Here is a 20,457-nt window from a genome sequence, read left to right on the forward strand (position 1 = left end):
AGTTCCTCCTACATTAGGGCTTAGTCGAGACTGGCGATGGCCTCCTCGAGCTGTTGGCGCTGGTAGGTGCGGAAGTAGCGCCCGCGCAGGGCCAGCAACTCCTCGTGGGTTCCGGCCTCAGCGATGCGCCCCCGCTCCAGGACGATGATCTGGTCGGCGTCTTTCACCGCTGCCACCCGGTGGGAGATGATGATGGTCGTGCGCTCCCGCATCACCGGGCGCAAACCGTTCAGGATGCGCTGCTCGGTGGCGGTGTCGACGGCGGAGAGGCAGTCGTCCAGCACGAGGATCGGGGCGTTTTTCAGCAGGGCCCGGGAGAGGCCGACCCGCTGCCGCTGGCCGCCGGAGAGGGTGACGCCCCGCTCGCCGACCATCGTTTCGTAGCCGTGGGGCAGAAACTCCAGGATGTCCTGCTCCACCTGGGCGGTGCGGGCCGCCTGCCGGATTTGCTCCTCCGTCCAGTCCCCCGGTGCGAAGCCGATGTTCTCGGCCACCGTCCGGGAGAAGAGGAAGGACTCCTGCGGCACCGCGGCGATGGAGCGGCGGAGCAACTCCAGCGGCAGGTCGAGCACGTCGATGCCGTCGATGAAGACGGTGCCCCGGGGCGGGTTGAAGACCCGGGCCAGGAGGGCCGCCAGCGTGGATTTACCGCTGCCCGTCCGGCCCAGGATGCCCAGGGTCTGCCCCGGTGCGACGTGCAGGTTGATGCCGTCCAGAACGGGGGGCCCGTCGGGATCATAGCGGAAGGTGAGGTCGCGGATGTCGATCTCGCCGCGAATCTTTCCGTCGGGCGGGGTCACGGTCACCGGGGCGTCCTTCACCTCGGGCTCGGTGAGCAGCACTTCCCGGATGCGGGCGAAACCGGCGAAGCCCCGCTGGATGATGTGTACCACCCAGCCCATGGCGATCATCGGCCAGATGAGCATGCCGATGTAGATCGTGAGGGAGGCGAAGTCGCCCACCGAGATCTCGCCCCGGAGCACCGCCCGGCCGGGGATGGCGATCGCGACCACGTAGCAGAGCCCGGCGAAGAGGTTGACCACCGGGTCGAACAGGCCGTCGATTCGCATCAGGGCCATGAACCGCCGGATGTAATCCCGGTTGGCCCGGTCGAACTTGGCCTCTTCGGCCGCCTCCTGGTTGTAGGCCTTGACCACCCGGACGCCCTCGATGTTCTCCTGCACCACCTCGGAGAGGTGGGCGAAGCTGTCCTGCACCGCCCGGGAGCGGGCGAAGATCGCGCGACCCACGACGGCGATGAGCAGGGCGAGGGCGGGCAGCGGCAGGAGGGCCCAGAGCGAGAGCCTCAGGCCGATGGTGGAGACCATCGCCACGAGGGTCAGAATGGTCATCGCCAGTGAATCGGCGACCATCAGCACGCCCTCGCCGGCGATGCCGCGCACGGCCTGCAGGTCGTTGGTGGCCATCGCCATCAGGTCGCCCGTCTTGTGCCTGTGGAAAAACGAAGCCGGGAGCCGCACCAGGTGCGCGAAGAGGTCGGCCCTCAGGTCGCGCTCCACCAGGCGGGCGGTGCCGAAGACGAAGATGCGCCAGACGAAGCGCAGGAACGCGACCAGCAGGGCCGTGCCCACGATGAGCGCCAGGTAGCGGTAGATGCCGGGCCTGTCCAGGCGGCCCGCCTCGAGGTCGTCCACGAACAGGCCGATCAGCCGTGGTGTCACCAGCTGGAAGAAATCCGTGCCGGTGAGAGCTACCACCCCGAGCAGGTAACGCCACTTGTAGCGGGCCAGGAACCGGAGCAGCGACTGATGGGAAGAAGAGCCGGAAGAGGACATACGCACCTCGCCGTGTACACGAATAGTCGGGGGTTAAGGGCTCGCAACAAAATTAGACGCCACCCCGGAGTGCGGTGTTCCCTCTGATTGGTGGGAGAAAACGGGTTGGCAAGATGAAAAGAGCCACCCCCCTGGCGCGCCAGGGGGGTGGCTCTTCGTGCCAGGCGCCGGGGCTATACGGCGGCAGCCTTGCTGGGGGCGGCCCGGCGGCCCCGCACGCGTACCAGCAGATCGTCGAAGAGCGTGTAGACGACCGGGATCACCACCAGCGTGAGCAGGGTGGAAAGCGTAAGGCCGCCGATGACGACCGTGGCCAGCGGCGCCTCCAGATCCGACCCCTCGGAGAGGCCGAGGGCCAGGGGCAGGAGGCCGAGCACCGTGGTCAGGGTGGTCATCAGCACCGGGCGCAGGCGGCGCGGCCCGGTGACGCGTACGGCCTCGTCCCGCTCCATGACCAGTCGGCGCAGCTGGATTAAGTAGTCCACCAGCACGATGGCGTTGTTGACGACCACGCCCGCCAGCAGAATGAGGCCGATCATGGCCGAGATGTCCATGCTCCGGCCGGTCACCACCAGCGCCAGCACCGCGCCTACCATCGCCAGCGGGATCGAGAACAGGATGACGAAGGGGTGGAGGAACGATTCAAACTGGGCGGCCATGACCAGGTAGACCAGCACCACCGAGTAGACCAGGGTCTTCAGGAGGCCGTCGAGCGCTTCCTCCATCATCTCGTAGTCGCCACCGTAGGCGATCTCGTAACCCGGCGGCAGGGGGAACTCGGCCAGCCGGTCTTTGATGTCGTTGATCACGCTGCCCAGGTCGCGGCCGTAGATCTGGCCGGTGATCTTGACCACCCGCATCTGATCCTCGCGGTCCACGGAGACCGGGCCCACGCCGCGGGTCAGGTCGGCCACCTCGCCCAGGAAGACGGTCCGCCCGACGGGGGTCGCGATGGGGAGCTGCTCAAGGGCGGCGATGTTCTCCCGGATGCTCTCGTGGGCCTGGAGGCGGATATCCACCTCGTCGCCGCCCACCCGGTACTGGGTGACCACCTGGCCGCGGACCGCCGCCTGGACGGCAGCGGCCACCTGACTGGCGGTCAGGCCGTAGCTCGCGGCCCGGGCGCGGTCGACGCGGATCTGCACCTCGGGCAGGCCCTCGCTCACCGAGGTGTCGAGGTCGCGGGCCCCCGGCACCTGGGCGATGATGGTCATCGCCTGCTGTGCCAGTTCTTCCAGCTCCTGCAGATCGTCGCCCTTGATCTGGACCTCGATGCCGTTCCCGCCAGTCTCGATGGTTCCGGTGGCCTGGACGGTCACTTTGGCGCCCGGCAGGAAAATGCGGGTGCGCACGTCTTCCACGACCTCGTCGAGGCTGCGCTTCCGTTCGTCCGGCGAGGAGAGCGTAGCGGTGATGTAAGCCTGATGGGATTGGCCGCCGATGCTGTACGCTCCGCCGGTGGTGCCCACCGACACGAGCATGCTCCGCAGTTCGGGCAGGTCCTCGATCTGGGCCACCACCTGTTCCACCGCGGCCTGGGTCTCCTCGAGGCGGGTACCCGGTGCGAGCTCGATGGTCACGCGGAACTCGCTGGTGTCGCTGACGGGGATGAAGTCCAGGCCCATGCGGGTGAGCAGCACCACGATCAGGGCGAGGCAGGAGACACCGATGGCCACCACCTGCCACCGGTGGCGCAGGGCCCAGTCCAGCAGGCGGCCGTAGGCGGCCTGCAGCCTCTCCAACCACACGCCGATCCGCTCCGAGAGGCGCGCCACCCACGGGATCTGCCGCTTGTGCGCCCGCTCCCGGAGGAGCCAGGGGGCCATCATCGGCACGAGGGTGATGGCGGTGAGCAGCGACATCATCAGGGAAAAGGTGATGGTGAGGGCCAGCTCTCGGAAGAACAGCTGGGCAAGGCCGGTCACCCAGACCACAGGGAGAAAGACGACCACCGAAGTGAGCGTGGACGCGGTGATGGCGAGGCTCACCTCAGCGGCGCCATCCTCGGCTGCCTGTGCGACCTCCTTCCCCATCTGCCGGTGACGGACGATGTTCTCCAGCACCACGATGGAGTTGTCCACCATCATGCCCACGCCCAGGGAGAGGCCGCCCAGGGAGATGATGTTCAGCGTGATGCCTGCAAAATAGACGGGGCCGAAGGCGGAGATGATCGCCACGGGGATGGAGATGGCGATGGCGAAGGTGGCGGGCAGGTTCCGGAGGAAGAAGAGCAGCACCAGAATGGCCAGGACGGCGCCCTGTACGCCGGACGAGGCCACCGACTCCAGCGAGGTGACGATCATGCGGGAGCTGTCGGAAAGGATTCGGGTCTCCACCTTCCCGGGCAGTTCGGCCTCGATCTTCGCCAGTTCCGCCTTGACGGCGTTGGCCACGGCCACGGCGTTGCCGCCGCTCTGCTTCTGGATTTCGAGCGAGACGGCGGGCCGGCCGTCCAGCCAGACCTTCGTCTCCGGGTCGGCGAAGGTGTCGACCACTTCGGCCACATCGCCGAGGCGCACCGTGCCCAGGCGAATGTCCCGGATCTCATCCACGGACTGGTACTGGCCGACGGTGCGGACCAATAGGTTGAGGCTGCCGTCGCCCACCTGGCCGCCGGGCAGGTTCAGGTTCTCGTAGGCCAGCACCTGCGCCACGTCGGTCATGGAGAGGCCGTAGGTCTGCAGCCGCGCCGGGTCGACGATCACCTGGATCTCCCGCTCCAGGCCGCCGTTCACCGTGACGGAGGCGACGCCCTCCAGCCGCTCCAGCCGGGGCTTGATGTTATCCTCGGCCAGTGCCTTCAGCTCGCTCAGGTCATCGGAGCCGGTCAGGCCGATCACCAGCACCGGCAGGGCGGTGGGGTCGATCTTGTAAACCATGGGGGTGCCTACCCCATCCGGCAGGTAACCCTTCACCTGGTCGACCTTCTCCCGGATGGAGAGGGTGGCCTGGTCCATGTCGGTGCCGTAATCGAACTCGACGATCACGATCGACCGCCCCTCGGAGCTGGAGGAACGGACCTTGGTGACGCCGGGGACGGTGCCGACGACCTCCTCCATGGGGCGGGAGACGTGGTTCTCCACCTCTTCCGGCCCGGCGCCCTCGTAGCTGGTGACCACCACCGCCAGGGGAAACTCCATGGCGGGGTAGAGGTCCAGGGGAAGCCGGGAGAGCGACACGAGGCCGATCACGGCCGTGAACAGGTAGAGGACGACGGTGGGGACGGGATGGCGGATGGAGAAGCGGATGAGGCCCCTCACTGTGCAGGACCTCCTCCCACCTTCACGGGTGCGCCGTCGTAGAGCCGGTTCTGACCGGCGACCACCACCTGGTCACCGGCGGCAATGCCTGCCACCAGGAGCTTCTCGTCGCCCCGGACCAGGATGGTGACGGGCGTGCGGTGGGCCACACCGTCCACGACTAGGTAGACGTGTGGCTGGCTGCTCCCCTCCACCACGGCGTCGACGGGCACAAGCACGCCCTCCCGCTCCGCAAGGGGGAACTCGACTTCGGCGTACATCCCGCCCTTGAGCACGCCATCGGGATTGGGGAGGACGACCCGCGCCTTGTAGGAACGGGTCTGCACGTCGATCTGCGGGCTAACGGCCTCCACCTGGCCGGTGAAGGTCTGGCCCAGGGCCGGAACGGAGACGACCACCGAATCACCCGGGTGCACCTGGTTGATGGCCGTCTCCGCCACCCGCGCGTTCACGACCACGGTGGAGAGGTCCACCAGCTGAAACAGCGGCGTGCCCGAGCCGACCATGTTGCCCGGATCCACGTAGCGGGCGGCGATCACCCCGTCGGCCGGGGCGGTGATGCGGGTGCCCTCGTAGCTGGAGGAGGCCAGCTCCACCTGGGCGCGGGCCGCCGCCACCTGGGCCGTGGCGAGATCGAGCTGGGTGCGGATCTGTTCGGCCTGCTGCTGGGACACGGCGCCCTGCTCAAGCAGCGCCTCCAGGCGGGAGGCCTGGCGCGCCGCCTCGGCCCGCTGCGCCTCCGCCTGTTGGAGTTGGGCCCTGGCCGCGGCCAGCTGGTTGGCCAGATCCTCGTCGTCCAACTCCACCAGCAGGTCGCCCTCTGCCACGGTGTCGCCCATCTGACGGTGGACGGCCACCACCTTGCCGGGAACCTTGGCGGTGACGGTGACCGAAAGAACGGGCTCCAACTGGCCCGACGACCGGCTGACGTCGGTGAGCGTGCCGGCCTCGGCCGTGACGACCGAGACGGCAATGGACTGCGTCTCGGGTGTGTTGCTCTGCCCCGATGCGCTGCCGCAGCCGGCGAGGAGCACAGCCAGCAGTGGCACGGCGGCCGCGCGGATGAATCGCTTCATGGTGCTCGTACCTCCAGGGGGCTAGGGTGTGGCCGGGATGTCCAGCCGGATGTCAGTCCAGACGGTCTCGCCCGACGGCAGGCTGACCAGCGGGGTGATGACCACCTCGCCCGGCGCCGTGGCGCTTCGCCCGGCGCGCGGGTCGGTGGCGATCGGAGCGTAGCGCCGACCGGGAACCAGGTTACTGAAGCGGTAGATGCCGTCGTTGTTGGTGGCGGTGGTGCGGATGTGGGCAGCGCTGCCCTCGGCGTAAAGCTGGACCGTGACGCCGCTCAGGGGCTTGCCGCTGCTGTCGACCACCCGGCCGACAATCTCCGCGGCGACGTGCGTGGTCAGGTTAGCCTGCACGCCCAGGTCCGTGTCCGGGCGGAAGACGCCGGCGGCCGCGGCGACGGCGGACTTCTCCGCCTCGGCCCGCACCAGGTAAGCCTCGCCCGGCATGGCGGGGACCAGGATCTGGTAGCTTCCGTCCGCACCGACCACCCCGGTGAACTGCTCGCCGTCGCTTGAGCGGAGCACCGTCACCTGGGCGCCAGCCGCAGGCCGGTCATCGCCCGCCTGCACGATCCCGAGGAAGCGCGTGCTGCTGGGGCGTGCCACCAGGACCAGGTGGTTGGGGCCGGCGGGGTTGAGGGGCTGCGGCTCCCACGGCGTGCCGTCGGGCGCCACGGCGCCGTTCACGTAAGCCGTGTCCGATATGACCGGCAGGTAGCGGCTCTGGCGGGCGACGGGCAGGTTGGCGAACTGGTAACGGCCGCTGCCGTCGGTAACCGCCTCTGCCACCTTGCTCCGCCCCTCCTCGCGCAGGGTGACCTTCACGCCGGCGAGGGGCTGGCCCAGGTCATCCACCACCCGGCCAGCGAGGATGGCCCGTTCCGGCTGGAGGACGAAGTTGGCCACGTTGTTGGTGCCCTTGCGCACGTCCACCAGGCTGGGCGGGTTCTCGCCTTCCCTCACCGGCTGGTCGGTGTAGAGGTACCCCTCCACCTGCACACTCACGTGATAGCCGGTGCCCGGCTCGTCACCCGGCCGGTCGGGGACGTTGGCCTGCAGGCTGATGTCGTACCGCCCCTCCTCGTCCGTCCGGGCGGTCCAGTTCTGGGAGCCCCGGTTAATGCGGACGATGGCGTCGGCGACTGGCTCCCCCAGGTGATTCTTCACGGTGCCCGACAGGATGGCGAGCCCGTAGCCGTAGGTGTCGGGTGAGGTCGCGACGACGTTGGCCACGACCCGCTCCCCGCCGGCCACCTCGATCCAGCCGCTGTCGGCCCGCACCAGCGTGCCCCCGGGGAAGGCGCGCACCCGGTAGGTGCCGCCCGTGACCTCCTTGAACGTGAAGCGGCCCTCCTCGTCTGTGCGGGCGACCTGCACGGTACCCAGGCCGGCACGCTGCAGGTGCACCTCAATATTCTTGAGCGGCTCGGCGTTGCCGTCGAAGACCCGGCCGGCCACCTCGGCGTAGAGCTTGTTCAGCACCAGCCGGTCCTCGCCGCTGAAGTCGAGCCAGCCCCCGTCCTCCAGGGCGAACGCGGCGGTGGTCACGGTTTCGTGGTCATAACGGGAGAGGCGGAGCTGATAGACCTCGCCCTCGACCGGGGGCGCGGCGAGGCTGAAGTAGCCGGAGCGGTCGGTGCGCACCGAGGCCACCGGCCCCCAGCCGGCGAGCAGGAGTTCAACGGTCGCGTCCGACACCGGGGTGCCGTTGGCCCCGGAGACCACCTCGCCGGTGATGCGGCCGAGCGCCGTCGTCAGGGTGATGTCTACCTGGTTGATGCGCTGCGGGTCCAGGCTGCCGACTTCCTGGGAGACCGGCCGGTGCCCGTCCGCGTATGCCTGCAGCGTGTAGTCGCCGCCTGCGCGGGCGGTGGTGAGCCGGTAGACGCCCAACTCGTTGGTGCGGGCCGTCGCCTCGAGGCCGTAGCCGTCACGGAAGAGCTGGACGGTGGCCTGCGGCACCGGCAGCCCCCGCTGATCGCGGACGATGCCGGTGATGACGGCGGTGAAGGGTTCAGCGGTGAGGGTGATGGCGTAGCCGTCGCTGGCGGGCACGTAAGCCCGCTCGACCAGGGCGCGGCCCTCGGCCCAGGCTCGCAGCCAGAAGGTGTGGCCGGACGGCAGGGTGATGGTGGCCTGGCCTCGCTGGTCCGTGCGCACTGCGGTGATGCCGGGCTGGCCAGGCGTGAGGACCTGCACCTCCGCGTCGGGCAGCGGCGTGCCGTCGCTGCCGACGACGGTGACCCGCAGGGGCGGCGACGAGGCCGGTTCCAGGAACGACAGGTCTGCGGCCAGCGCCGCCGGAGCCGAAACGAGCAGGAGCATCAGGCTTAGCAATAGGGCAATAGGCTTACGCATACTTCACCTCTACACCTTTCCCGGCGCCAGGATGGCGTCGGTGAAGAAGTCGGCCACATCCTCGTCAAGCCGGTCGTACCAGTCGGGGGAGAGCAGGCCGGCGAAGGCGGGGGGGATGCCCGGTCCGATCTGAAGCATCGCCCAGACAGCCGCCGCCAGGCCCACCGTGAGAATGACGGGATGCGGCTCCCGGATCGCCCCGGCCTTGACGGCCCGGGCAAAGGCGGCCCGATCCTCTGCCGTGAAGGCGCGGACCACGTGTTCCAGCAGGATGTCGGCGATTTCGGGGTGGTAGCGGCCCTCGGTGAAGAGCACGTTGAACACTTTCTGGTTTTCCCGCATCACCTGCACGAGTTCCCGAATCCGCAGGCGGATCAGGTCGTGCAGGCGACCGGAGCGGGGCAGCGCCCGCTCCCGGCTCAGGGCCTCGTGCACCACGGGCTCCACGCAGGCGATGAAGAGCTCTTTCTTGTCCTTGAAGTACCGGTAGATGGTGCCCTCGGCCACGCCGGCCCGCCGGGCGATCTCGGCGGTGGTGGCGCCGTTGTACCCCCGTTCGCTGATGAGATCCAGCGCTGCGTCCAGGATGCGGCGTCGGGTTGCTTCCATCGCGGTGCCCACCTCCCTAGATTCCGCCGACGGCCTGGTGCAGTTCCAGGAGGCGCAGGAGCAGACCGGCGGCGGCCTGAATGCGCCCCGCCTCGGCCTCCAGTGCGGCGGCCGAAGCTGCCTGGACCTCCACCCAGGTGCCGATGCCGGCCTCATACCGCAGCTCGGCCAGGCGGAGGGCCTCCTGGGCCGGCTCCAGCGCCTTCTCGCGCGCCTTCAGCTCCTGAAGGGCGCCGTGGGCGGCCAGATAGGCCTGGGTGACCTCGGCCCGGGCCTGGGCCACGGCGAGTTGGTACTGAGACGCGGCAGACTGCACTTGCTGCGCCGCCGCACCGTCCGTGGCGAGCCCGGTCTGCAGCCGGCGGCTCTCCAGGTCCAGGGCGGCGCTCCGCACATCGGGTCGCTGTGCCAGGGCCTGCTCGATCAGGGCTTCCAGGTCGGTGGGCAGGGAGACTTCGTCCGAACGCAACGTCACCGGCTCAGGCCTGACCCCGCCGGCGATGGGCGTTCCGATCACCTGCCCCAGGGCGCTGCGGGCCGCTTCCTCCGCGGCCTGGGCACCGGCCAGCGCGGCCTCCTGACCGGAGACGGCCGCCTGCACCTGCAGCAGGTCGTACGCGGCCGCGCTGCCCACCGCCACGGCTGCCTCCACGTTGGCGAGCTGGGTGCGGGTGCGCTCCAGCGCAGCCTGCTGCGCCTCAACGGTGGCCACCGCCTTCTGCCATTCCACGTAGGCCTGCAGCGCCGCCCTGCGCACCTGCTGCCGTGCGGAGTGGTACTGCGCCGCGGCCTGTTCGTAGGTAAGCCGGGCCTGCTCGCCTACCGCCTGCGGGGTGATGGCCTCCTGCGGGATCGAGATGCCGTACTGCGTCTGGAGAAAGGCTGCAGCCAGGGGGGCCAGCGCGGGGGCACTGGCGGGCGCCACCGTGAGCGCAGAGCGGGCGGTGGCCATCTGGAGGGCGGCCAGCTGCACACCGGCGTTGCGGTTCTCGGCGAGGTTGAGGGCCTGCGCGAGCGTGAGCACGGGCGCCGCCTCGGCTTCAGCCTCCGCCTCAGGTGGCTCCGTAGCCAGGGCGGGCGGGGGCACCGCCGTGAGTACCGTGAGTGCGACGAATGCGGCGGTCAAGGAACGGGCGAGTCGCATGGGGAAGGATCGCCTCCGAAGGGTGTAGTTGAGACCTGGACAGGTTTTCCAGGAGTGAGTACTCACTCATTGTAGGAGACCGGGTACATGGCGTCAATAGGAAAAGACGTACCCAGAGATCTCCGGGGTACGTCCTGAATTTCTTACGAAGTTTCGGATGTATTCAGACCCGTGCAGCGTCAACCGGATTCTGAGAGTCTGACGCGAGTCCATTCGCTCGGCCTGGGGGTACGATCTCCGCCGCTGTCGATCCTCGTGCCGCACGTCGTTACGTACCCGCCACCCAACATCATCGTCATAAAGCTACCAAACATAACTTCCTGTTTCGGATCATTACGAGGGATCCAACACGAAAAGAGGCCGACGGTTGGGCAGGGATCTCCCGGAGTGAATAGAGGGGCAGATGGCCGCACCTTGCTGGACCTCAGGGGCGCCCCCATACCCGACCCTTCCACGCCCGCCCCGCGCCGGTTCCTGCCGGTGGGGACCATCTCCTGCTCGCGCACAAAGACCGGACGCGGGTGCTGCCCGAGGAGTACCGCCGGCATGTAATCCTGAGCGGCGGCAGGGTTCAGCCCACGTTCCTGGTCGATGGCAAGGTGACGGGGGCAGGTACGCACAGCTGACGCTCGAACCTTTCAGCCCGCTGCCGCGAGCAGCGAAGGAGGCGCTGAAGGCGGAGGGCCTGGCGCTCATGGGCTTCCTTACCGGGAAATCGCAGGGGTGCGAAGTTGAGATTCCCTAGAAAGACGGGCGCCGGCGGTGCACTTAAGGATGGCTCCTGCATTGAAGAGGAGGATCGTGAGGGCTACCATGAGGACGGGCAGGCCGATGTACACCGCCGTCGACGATCAGCTCGATGCCGGGGCCCCGGGTGCTCGGCAGAGCGAGGTGCAAATCACCCGGCGTCACGGGCCGGTTCTGGGTCTGCTTCAGGGCGGTATTCGCCTCGGGTTGCGCTCCGGCACCTGGCCGTTCTGTACGAGAACCACCGGCTCGTCAGGGCCGTGAACTGCGTCGCCAGGGTGAGGGCGATCTATGTGGCGAACGATGCGTAGGTCGTTCACGGGCGTGCGGCAACATTATAGGAGAGTTTCGCGGCGAGGGAGCCAAGGGTGATGCCCGCCCCGCAGCCGCCAGTTAGTCGGAGAAGGTGAGATGGTCCAACCGGATCAGGGCCACAGTTGCTTCTCCCACTGCGACATCCTCCATGCGGACGAAATGGAAGGTTCGCGGCGGTGTATCGCAGCGCCGGTTCTGGTATACTGCGTAAAGATGTATATGTGCATGGATCGCAGGAGGTGAGGACCGTGAACCAGTACGAGACTCCTCTGTTCACCGGGCTGGTGGAGCATGCCCGGCGGAACCCCATCCAGTTCCACATCCCGGGGCACAAGAGGGGAGCGGGCATGGCGCCTGAGTTCCGGGAGTTCATTGGAGAGCGGGCGCTTTCCATCGACCTGATCAACATCGCCCCGCTGGACGACCTGCACAACCCCCACGGCATCATCCGCGAGGCGCAGGCCATGGCCGCGGAGGCGTTCGGGGCCGACCACACGTACTTCAGCGTTCAGGGCACCAGCGGCGCGATCATCACCATGATCATGACCGTGTGCGGGCCCGGCGATAAGATCCTGGTACCCCGGAACGTTCACAAGTCGGTCCTCACCGGCATTGTGCTGTCGGGCGCCCTGCCCATATTCATGAACCCGGACCTGGACTACGACCTCGGTATTGCCCACGGCGTGAGCCTGGAGGCTGTTCGCCACACCCTCGACCAGCATCCCGACGCCAAGGGCGTGCTGGTGATCAACCCGACCTATTACGGCGTCGCGGCCGACCTGAAGGCCATTGTGGACCTCGCCCACTCCCGCGGCGTGCCGGTGCTGGTGGACGAGGCCCACGGCGTTCACCTGTGCTTCCACGAGGGCCTGCCCCTCTCCGCGATGCAGGCCGGCGCGGACATGGCGGCCACCTCGGTCCACAAACTGGGCGGCGCCCTGACGCAGGCCAGCATTCTCAACGTGCGGGAGGGGTTCATCAACCCGGGCCGGGTTCAGGCCATTCTCTCCATGCTGACCACCACGTCGACCTCGTACCTGTTGCTGGCGTCGCTGGACGTGGCCCGCAAGCACCTGGCCACCCGGGGCCGGGAACTGATCGACCGGGCGATTCGGCTGGCCGAGAATGCCCGCCGGCAGATCGACGAGATCCCCGGGCTGTACTGCCTCGGGCCCGATGCCATCGGCCACTCCTCCTCCCGGTTCGACTTCGATCCGACGAAGCTCTGCATCAACGTGAAGGACCTGGGCGTGTCGGGCGCGGAGGTCGAACAGCTCCTGCGGGAGGAGTTCAACATCGAGGTGGAGCTTTCCGACCTGTACAACGTGCTCTGCATCGTGTCGCTGGGGCACACGCAGGAAGACCTGGACGCGCTGGTGGCAGCGCTCCGGAGCATCGCGGCGCGCTACTACAAGCAGCGGCCGGCCAACGTCGTGAAAGTGAAGGTACCCGTCACGCCGATCCTCGCCATGCACCCCCGGGCGGCCTTCTATGCCGAGACCGAGGTGGTGCCGCTGCGGGAGGCCGAGGGGCGGGTCATTGCCGAGTCGATCATGGTCTACCCGCCGGGTATCCCGATCCTCCTGCCCGGAGAGATCGTGGCGCAGGAGAACCTGGATTACGTGGAGGAGTGCATGCAGGCCGGGCTGCCTGTACAGGGCCCGGAGGACCCGGAGCTGAAACGGGTGAAGGTGGTCAAGGACGCACACTGAAAAACACGCCGGGGCGGCCTGTGGGCCGCCCCGGTTTGGCCTAGTTGTGCACAGCTTCTCACCGGCCTGTGGAGAACTGTCGTTCTCGCAAACCGCCTCGTAGCGCGGTTTTGTTCGATTCGGGCGAGCGGTTATCCACGGCGAATGTGGATAACTTGTGGTCAATCTGTGATTATGCGGTGGGCAAACTTGGACTCATCAACAGGAAAAAACCGGCGCGCACAGACCGCACGGCCCCGACCTGCGTACCATGAGGGAAAAACGGAGGTCGGGGCATGCTCTTCTACTTCGTGCAGCGGGGCGAGACGCTCTTTGCGATCGCCCGCCGGTATCGCACCACCGTCTATGCCCTCGTCACGGCCAACCGGCTGAGAGACCCGGATGCCCTGACGCCGGGCCAGGCGCTGCTCATCCCTCAGCCGGGTGAGCGGCCCATACCGCCGCCGGGGATCGTGCACCGGGTGCGGAAGGGGGAGACCGTGATGCAGCTGGCGGCGCGGTTTGGCACGACCGTGCCTGCCATCCTGCTGGCCAACCAGTTGGCCCACCCCGAGTTCCTCATGCCGGGCCAGAAGCTGCTGATTCCCGAGCCGCCCGGCCCGGTGACCGACTGGCCGGTTCTGGGACGCACGCCTGCGCGCAGTGCGAACACGCCGCCCGCCTTCTGCGGCGAGCCGCGGCTGCGCTGGTCTTACCGCGCCGGCGTGAGTGGCGGTGCCGGCCCGTCTGCCCCGGTCATCCGGTACGGGCGGGTCTACGTGGGTCTCGGTGACGGGATCTACCGCGCGCTGGACCAGGAGACGGGCGCGCTGGTATGGCGCACGCCCTTCCGGGGTTCGACGGACATGCCGGGCCCCGCGGCTCCGGCGACCCCGGCGGTCTACGACGGGCTGATCTACCTCTGCGGGCCGGGCGGGGGCGTCTCCGCGCTGGAGGCTTCGTCGGGGCGGCCGGTGTGGCAGGCTGCGGCGGACGAGGGGCTGGCTGGGGCGCCGCTGGCGGCTGAGGGCGTGATCTACTGCGGCACCGCCGCTGGCGGCGTGCTGGCGTTGGAGGCCAAGACCGGAGCGCGGGTGTGGCGCCAGCCCCTGGACGGGCCGGTCACGCAGCCGGTAGCGCTGGGAGACGGCCGACTGTTCGCGGCGACCGAGGCCGGGTCACTCTGGGCGCTGGATGCGCTGAGCGGCGAGGTGCTGTGGCGCCAGGATCTGAACAGGCCCCACCCCCCGGTCTTCGGTGAGCTGGTCGTGGTCGCCGGGGGACAGGCCTTCGATCCGCTGACCGGGGACCTGCTCTGGGTCCGCCCCGACCCGGGGGGCAGCCCCGCCATCGCGGGCGAGTCGGTCTGCTATCCGGGGCTGTGGGTCGACCTGTTCACCGGAGAGGCGCTCTGTCCCGATGGCCAGCCCTCAGAGGAGGTGCCCGCAGCAGGTGCCGGCGGTCACCTGGTGGCGGGCGGGCTCCACGTCTGGGCGACCCCGGACCGAGAACTGGTGGGCTGGGACGTCCGGGAGCACCGGCGGCGCTGGTCGGTGCCCCTGCCGGCGGCCGCCGCCGGGATGGCGCTCGCCGGCGGCATGCTGATCCTGTCTCTGGCGGATAACTCCGTCCTCGCCTTCGCGGCGGGCGGCTGATCGCAACTGCCTCCCTCCCACCCCGGCCGGCGGCGGCCGGGGTTTGTCGTATGGGAAGCCAGTCGGGCAGGGAGACTACTGGCTGCAGGCTTCATGCGACAGGGAGGGGTTGTTGGTGTACCAGTGGGTGAAGCGGGGCGCTGCCGCCGTGCTGAGCGTGCTGCTGCTCCTGTGGCCGGAGTCCACCTTCGACGGTCACCGCACCTTCGCGGAGAGCCGGGCGGCGAAGGACAACCTGCAGCTGCTCGCCCAGGTGGTCTGCGGCGAGGCGCGGGGCGAGCCCTACGAGGGCAAGGTGGCGGTCGCGGCGGTCATCCTCAACCGTACGCTGGACAACCGCTTTCCCGATTCGGTGGCGGGCGTCGTCTACCAGACCCACGCCTTCGAATCGGTATCCAACGGCGAGATCTACAAAAACACGACCGAGGAGTGCTTCAAGGCGGCCCGGGCCGCCCTGGCCGGGTGGGATCCCTCGAATGGCTCGCTCTACTTCTTCGCGCCGGCCAAGACCAGCAACGCCTTCATCTGGTCGCGGGAACAGGTGCGCACCATCGGCAAGCACATCTTCGCCAAGTAGGGGGCCGGAGGCATGCGATCGCAGAAGGGCCAGGTATGGGCGTACTTGCTGCTGGGCGTGGCCCTGGTGGGGGCGATGGGCTTCGGGGCCTACCAGACCCGGCTGAAGAACCAGTACCTGCGCGACGCTGAGAACAAATACATGGCCGCGTTTCACAAGCTGAAGTGGACCAGCGAGAACATCGAGGAGCGTACGGCAAAGCTCATGGCCACCAACGACCCGCAGATCCAGGAGAGCCTGCTGGCCGACCTGCGGGTCTTCAGCGCCCAGGCGGTGGAGCACATGGCGACGCTCCCGTTCACCACGATGAACACGCCGCGCATCACTAACTTCTTGAACACGCTGCGCGCGGTCAGCGACGAGAAGCACCACAAGCTGAGCACGGGGCAGGTCCTTGACGACAACGACTGGGCGCAGCTCACGGAACTCCGGAAGCAGGCGGTCTTCTTCGAGGCGGAGCTGTCGAACATGCTCGGCCTGCTGGCGAACAACATGATCCCCTGGCGGACGACGGTCCAGGCGACGAGTCCCGCCCAGTCGGGCCAGGCGGCCACGCCCATTACCCGGGCGGTGATGACGATGGAGGAGGGCATGCCGGTCCCGCCGGGTGAGGAGCAGGCGCTGGCGCCCGAGAAGGCAGAGCTGCCCCGCCCAAGGTCTGACCTCGGGCCGCGGGTGGATGCGGCGGCGGCGGCGGAGGCCATCCGGCGATTCCTGGACATGCCGCTGAAGGGCGACCCCGTGCAGACGGGGGTGTACGACCCCGAGGATACGCAGAAAGGTCTCTCGCTCTACTACTTTGACGCGACCAAGGAGAACGGCCTCACGATGAACTTCGGCGTCTCGGTGCACGGCGGGCACGTGGTCTACATGGTGGACGGACGGCCGGTGACCGACAAGCGGCTGCAGCCGCCGGAGCTGATTCAGAAGGCTGCCGACATGCTGCGCCGGTGGGGATTCCCGGACGTGGCCCACGTTTCGGCGGTGGAGAACGACGGCACGCTGGTGATGGACTTCGCACCGGTGGTGGGCGGCGTGGCCATCCACACCGACATGATCCGGGTCTCGCTGGCGATGGACAACGGGGAGCTGGTGGGCTACGACGCCCGCCCGTACTGGGTGAACCACTACAACCGAGACCTGCCGACGCCGAAGCTGACCGCCGCCGAGGCGGCTGCCCGCACGTCGCCGCGGCTGACGGTGACGGGCGAGCCAAGGCTGGCCCTGATCGCGGACCCGCGCGGGCAGGAGCGGCTGGTGTGGGAGGTGCCCGGGCGCGTGGAGGACCAGTACTTCCGGGTTTTCGTGGACGCGGCGGACGGGAGCGAGGTGGACCTGGTCCGCGCGGTAGGCGACCCGGCCCCGCCGCAGTGACGAGGTGGACCTGCCTTTGCCGTGAACGAGGACGGGCACTCCAGTGCGGGTGCCCGTCCTTGCTGTCTGGAACGTCTCCTCGCACTCGCTGCCGGGGGCGCCGGTCCGCCTTGCCCGGGGTACAGGTGGGTACTGCTCGGGGTACAAAGGCGTACTAGTCCGAGCGCCGGCACGGGTTGCCCGGCCGCCGGGCGCGGCGACCGGGCTGCGTGAGGGGGCAGCCCGCCCCCTCAGTGCAGTTCACAGCCGAAACCATGCAATTCACCGCCGGAATCAGGTGATTGGCAGAAGATCGCTTGACGTGCTATAGTGGTAGTACCTTCTGCCCACCACAAGCATGAACAGGTGGCACTAAAGGACTATCCGGGGCGCGCAAGCGCTGCAGGGGAGGTCGAATTGCATGGCAGCAACCCCGACCCGGGGGGCGGTCCAGCTGCCCGTCAAGGACGAGCACGGGTGCTTTAACATCCGTCTGGAGTCCATCGGCGGGTACGGCGCCAACATTGCGGGTAAGATGCTGGCCGAAGCCGGCGTCCTGTACCAGGGGCTCAACGGTTCCAACTTCTCCTCTTACGGCTCCGAGAAGAAGGGTTCGCCCGTCAAGTCGTTCATCCGCTTCGCTGAACCCGACACGCCGATCCGCATCAGTGCCCCCATCGAGGAGCCGCACGTGGTCTGCATCTTCCACGAGGCCCTCATCCGGACGCAACCGGTGGTGGATGGCATTCGCCCGGGCGGTGTGATCATCGTGAACACGCGCAAGTCTCCGGCGGAGATCCAGCGGCTGCTGGGCGTGGAAGACGTGACGATCGGCACCTTCGACGCCATGACCATCGCCGTGGAGACGGGCTCCCGGGTGAACATGGCCGTGCTCGGGGCGATCGCCCGGGCTGCAGACTTCCTGGACCCCGAGGCCATCAAGGCGATGATCCGCGACACCTTCGCCCGCAAGTACCCGCACACGGTACCGGGCAACCTGCGCTGCTTCGACCGTGGGTACACGGAGATCCGGTTCGAGTACTTCGGCCCGTCGGGCGCGGAGAAGGCCGCCCCGCAGCAGCGGTCGGCGGCGGCCTACGGCTATCTCCACATGCCCATCGGCGGGGTGATTCCCAACCCGGGCAACATGGCGCTCAAGGATCTCAGCGCCTCGCGCCAGGGCTTCCTGCCCGCGTTTGACCGGGAGAAGTGCATCGACTGCGCCCAGTGCGACCTGGTCTGCCCCGACTTCTGCTTCGTGTGGGAGCAGGGGGTCGACAAGCGGGGCCGCCCCGCGATGGTGCTCAAGGGCATCAACTACCAGTACTGCAAGGGCTGCCTGAAGTGCGTCGAGGCGTGCCCCACCGACGCCCTGAAGGAATTGCGGGAAGAGGACGGCTACGCAGATGCGCACACGGTGCGCCATCACTACCTGATGGCGACGGGGAGGTGAGCGGCGGATGGCGCTGGAAGCGAAGGTTCCCGTGCAGAAGTCCACATTCAAGTCGGGCAACGAGATGGCCGCGCTGGCGGCCAGCCAGATTAACTTCCATCTGATGGGGTACTACCCGATCACGCCCTCCACCGAAATTGCCGAGTTCATTGATGAAATGCGGGTCGAGGGCGAGAACACGATCGCCATGGTGGCGGGGGATGGCGAGCACGGTGCCGCCGGCATCTGCTACGGCGCCGCAGTGGCCGGGGGCCGGGTGTTCAACGCCACCTCGGCCAACGGCTACCTGTACGCCCTGGAGCAGATGCCCGTCCAGTCGGGCACGCGGATGCCGATGGTCCTCGACCTGGTCACCCGCTCGGTCTCCGGCCCGCTGGACATCCGCGGTGACCACTCCGACCTCTACTTCGCCCTGAACACGGGCTGGATCATCCTCTACGCCAACAACCCGCAGGAGGTCTACGACCTCCATCCCATCGCCGTGCGGGTGGGGGAGCACCCCGACGTGCGGCTGCCCGTCATCATCGGGTTCGACGGGTTCTTCACCAGCCACCAGAAGCGGCGCGTCTTCTACTTCGAAGACCCGCAGGTGCTCAGGGAGTTCGTGGGTCCGCAGCCCGAGGGCTTCCCTCACGCACTGGACCCGCGCAATCCCAGGACCTTCGGCCCCTATATGAATGATCCGGACCTGATCAACAACAAGTATCAGCTCCACCTGGCCATGGAGAACGCCCGGCGGGTGATTCCGGAGGTCTTCGCCGAGTGGGAGCGGCTCTCCGGGCGGCGGATCGAGATGGTGGAGGCCTACCGCATGGAGGACGCCGACGTGGCCCTGGTGCTCCTCGGTTCGGCGGCCGACACCGGCAAGCAGGTGGCCGACCAGCTGCGGGAGCGGGGCGTGCGGGCGGGCCTGCTGACGCTCCACGTGCTCCGCCCCTTCCCGGCCGAAGAGATCCGCAGGGCCCTCCGGGGCGTCGCGGCCGTGGTAATCGGCGAGCGGGCCGACTCGTACGGCTCGGGCGGCGGGAACCTCTCCCACGAGATCAAGTCCGCACTGAAGGACGACCCCGTGAACCGCACCCTGGTGGCGACCCGCATCTATGGCCTCGGTGGCAAGGACTTCTACCCCGCTGACGCCGAAGCGTTCTACGCGCTCGCCCTGGAGATGGCCCGCACCGGTCGGGTGGAAGTGCCCTTTGATTACCACGGCGTCACCCCGGTCACCGAAAGCCAGCCGGCCCAGGTGGTTCCGCCGCTCACGCCGGAGGAGCAGCAGTCGCCGGTCCGGGTCGAGGTGGCGGGTGACGAGCTGAAGGTGATCGTGCCTCCGCCCCGGCAGATGATGAGCATGCCCAAGCGGATTACGCCCGGCCACGGCGCCTGCCCGGGATGCGGCATCTTCCCGGCCCTCGACAACTTCTTCCGGGCCCTCTCGGGCGACGTGGTGGTGCTCTTCCAGACGGGCTGCGCCATGGTGGTGACCACCGGCTATCCCTACTCTGCCCACCGCGTGACCTATATCCACAACCTGTTCCAGAACGGTGCGGCCACGCTCTCGGGCGTCGTGGAGGTATTCCACGAGAAGAAGCGCCGGGGCGAGATTCCGGTGGGCGATGACATCACCTTCGTGATGGTCACCGGCGACGGGGGCATGGACATCGGCATGGGTCCGGCCATCGGCGCGGCGCTGCGCAACCACAAGATGATCATCCTCGAGTACGACAACGAGGGCTACATGAACACCGGCTCTCAGCTCTCGTACTCGACCCCCATCGGCCACAAGACCGCAACCTCCAACGTGGGCACGCTGGGCGGCGGCAAGGCGTTCCACCACAAGGACACCCCGCAGATCATGGCCGCCTGCCACATCCCCTACGTCTTCACCGCGGTGGAGTCGCAGCCGCAGGACCTCTGGAAGAAAGCGGCCAAGGCGCAGTGGTACGCCAAGAACGTAGGCCTGGCCTACGGCAAGCTGCTCATCGCCTGCCCGCTCAACTGGATGTCGGAGGAGCGGCTGGGCACCAAGATCGTGCAGGCCGCGGTGGACTGCAACTTCTTCCCGCTGTACGAGGTGGAGCGCGGGAAGACGCGCCTCACCTACGACCCCGAAGCGAAGGGGAAGAAGATCCCCGTGGAAGACTGGCTGAAGATGATGGGGAAGACTCGCCACCTCTTGAAGCCCGAGTTCAAGGACGTGCTGGCGGAGTTCCAGCGGGAGGTCGACCGCCGGTTCCGCCGCATCAAGGCGATGAGCGAGCACCCCGATCTGTAGGCGAAAGGCAAGCCGCCGGCTGGTCCGGCGGCTTGCCGCGCGCACAGCGCCTGCGGCGTCGGCTGGCAGGGCAGGAGTTTCTGCGGGACACGGAGAAACACGCGACGCCCCCGCGCGCGGTAAGTCACCCTGCGCGGGTGAGACGACAACGGGAAGA

Annotated in this window: 12 protein-coding genes and 1 pseudogene; 7 read left to right on the plus strand and 6 right to left on the minus strand. The window is 68.1% G+C overall.

Translation table 11 applies throughout. The annotated features are described in order from the left end of the window. Positions 1 to 20: 20 nt before the first annotated feature. The 6 genes from AB2385_RS05560 to AB2385_RS05585 all read right to left on the minus strand — a co-directional run bounded on the left by AB2385_RS05560 (position 21) and on the right by AB2385_RS05585 (position 10,237). Positions 21 to 1,796 carry an ABC transporter ATP-binding protein gene (locus AB2385_RS05560; protein WP_367653955.1) on the minus strand — a complete coding sequence of 592 codons (1,776 nt, stop codon included), beginning with the start codon at positions 1,794 to 1,796 and terminating at the stop codon, positions 21 to 23. A 173-nt stretch (positions 1,797 to 1,969) separates the two neighbouring features. Further along, complete coding sequence (locus AB2385_RS05565; protein WP_367653956.1) at positions 1,970 to 5,056, minus strand: efflux RND transporter permease subunit; 3,087 nt, start codon at positions 5,054 to 5,056, stop codon at positions 1,970 to 1,972. Then, positions 5,053 to 6,132, minus strand: coding sequence for an efflux RND transporter periplasmic adaptor subunit (locus AB2385_RS05570; protein ID WP_367653957.1), 1,080 nt, complete (start codon positions 6,130 to 6,132; stop codon positions 5,053 to 5,055). The genes AB2385_RS05565 and AB2385_RS05570 overlap by 4 nt, the downstream gene beginning before the upstream one ends. Positions 6,133 to 6,153: 21 nt before the next feature. Next, a complete protein-coding gene (locus AB2385_RS05575) occupies positions 6,154 to 8,484 on the minus strand; it encodes a carboxypeptidase regulatory-like domain-containing protein (protein WP_367653958.1) in 2,331 nt (776 codons plus the stop codon). Positions 8,485 to 8,493: 9 nt separating this feature from the next. Next, positions 8,494 to 9,093 carry a TetR/AcrR family transcriptional regulator gene (locus AB2385_RS05580; protein WP_367653959.1) on the minus strand — a complete coding sequence of 200 codons (600 nt, stop codon included), beginning with the start codon at positions 9,091 to 9,093 and terminating at the stop codon, positions 8,494 to 8,496. 16 nt (positions 9,094 to 9,109) lie between these two features. Continuing rightward, on the minus strand, positions 9,110 to 10,237 hold the full coding sequence (locus AB2385_RS05585) for a TolC family protein (protein WP_367653960.1): 1,128 nt from the start codon (positions 10,235 to 10,237) through the stop codon (positions 9,110 to 9,112). Positions 10,238 to 10,725: 488 nt separating this feature from the next. On the opposite strand from AB2385_RS05585, the pseudogene AB2385_RS05590 reads away from it, so the two are divergent. The 7 genes and pseudogenes from AB2385_RS05590 to AB2385_RS05620 form a co-directional block, all read left to right on the plus strand. Then, a pseudogene (locus tag AB2385_RS05590) lies at positions 10,726 to 10,863 on the plus strand (crosslink repair DNA glycosylase YcaQ family protein); the annotation flags it as partial. Between the two features lie 675 nt (positions 10,864 to 11,538). Further along, positions 11,539 to 13,011, plus strand: a complete 1,473-nt coding sequence (locus AB2385_RS05595) for an aminotransferase class I/II-fold pyridoxal phosphate-dependent enzyme (RefSeq protein WP_367653961.1) — start codon at positions 11,539 to 11,541, stop codon at positions 13,009 to 13,011. Positions 13,012 to 13,286: 275 nt separating this feature from the next. Further along, complete coding sequence (locus tag AB2385_RS05600) at positions 13,287 to 14,645, plus strand: PQQ-binding-like beta-propeller repeat protein (RefSeq protein ID WP_367653962.1); 1,359 nt, start codon at positions 13,287 to 13,289, stop codon at positions 14,643 to 14,645. A gap of 115 nt (positions 14,646 to 14,760) precedes the next feature. Then, entirely contained in the window at positions 14,761 to 15,222 is a 462-nt protein-coding gene (locus tag AB2385_RS05605) for a cell wall hydrolase (protein ID WP_367653963.1), read from the plus strand. Between the two features lie 12 nt (positions 15,223 to 15,234). Continuing rightward, positions 15,235 to 16,596 (plus strand): PepSY1/2 domain-containing protein, encoded by a 1,362-nt coding sequence (locus AB2385_RS05610; RefSeq protein ID WP_367653964.1) that lies wholly within the window; start codon positions 15,235 to 15,237, stop codon positions 16,594 to 16,596. Positions 16,597 to 16,996: 400 nt separating this feature from the next. Further along, complete coding sequence (locus AB2385_RS05615) at positions 16,997 to 18,028, plus strand: 2-oxoacid:acceptor oxidoreductase family protein (protein ID WP_367653965.1); 1,032 nt, start codon at positions 16,997 to 16,999, stop codon at positions 18,026 to 18,028. A 7-nt stretch (positions 18,029 to 18,035) separates the two neighbouring features. Further along, on the plus strand, positions 18,036 to 20,300 hold the full coding sequence (locus tag AB2385_RS05620) for a thiamine pyrophosphate-dependent enzyme (protein WP_367653966.1): 2,265 nt from the start codon (positions 18,036 to 18,038) through the stop codon (positions 20,298 to 20,300). Positions 20,301 to 20,457: the final 157 nt, after the last annotated feature.

Origin of the sequence: Symbiobacterium sp. (assembly GCF_040797425.1) — a bacterium.
In the GTDB taxonomy this organism is placed as follows: Bacteria; Bacillota; Sulfobacillia; order Symbiobacteriales; family Symbiobacteriaceae; genus Symbiobacterium.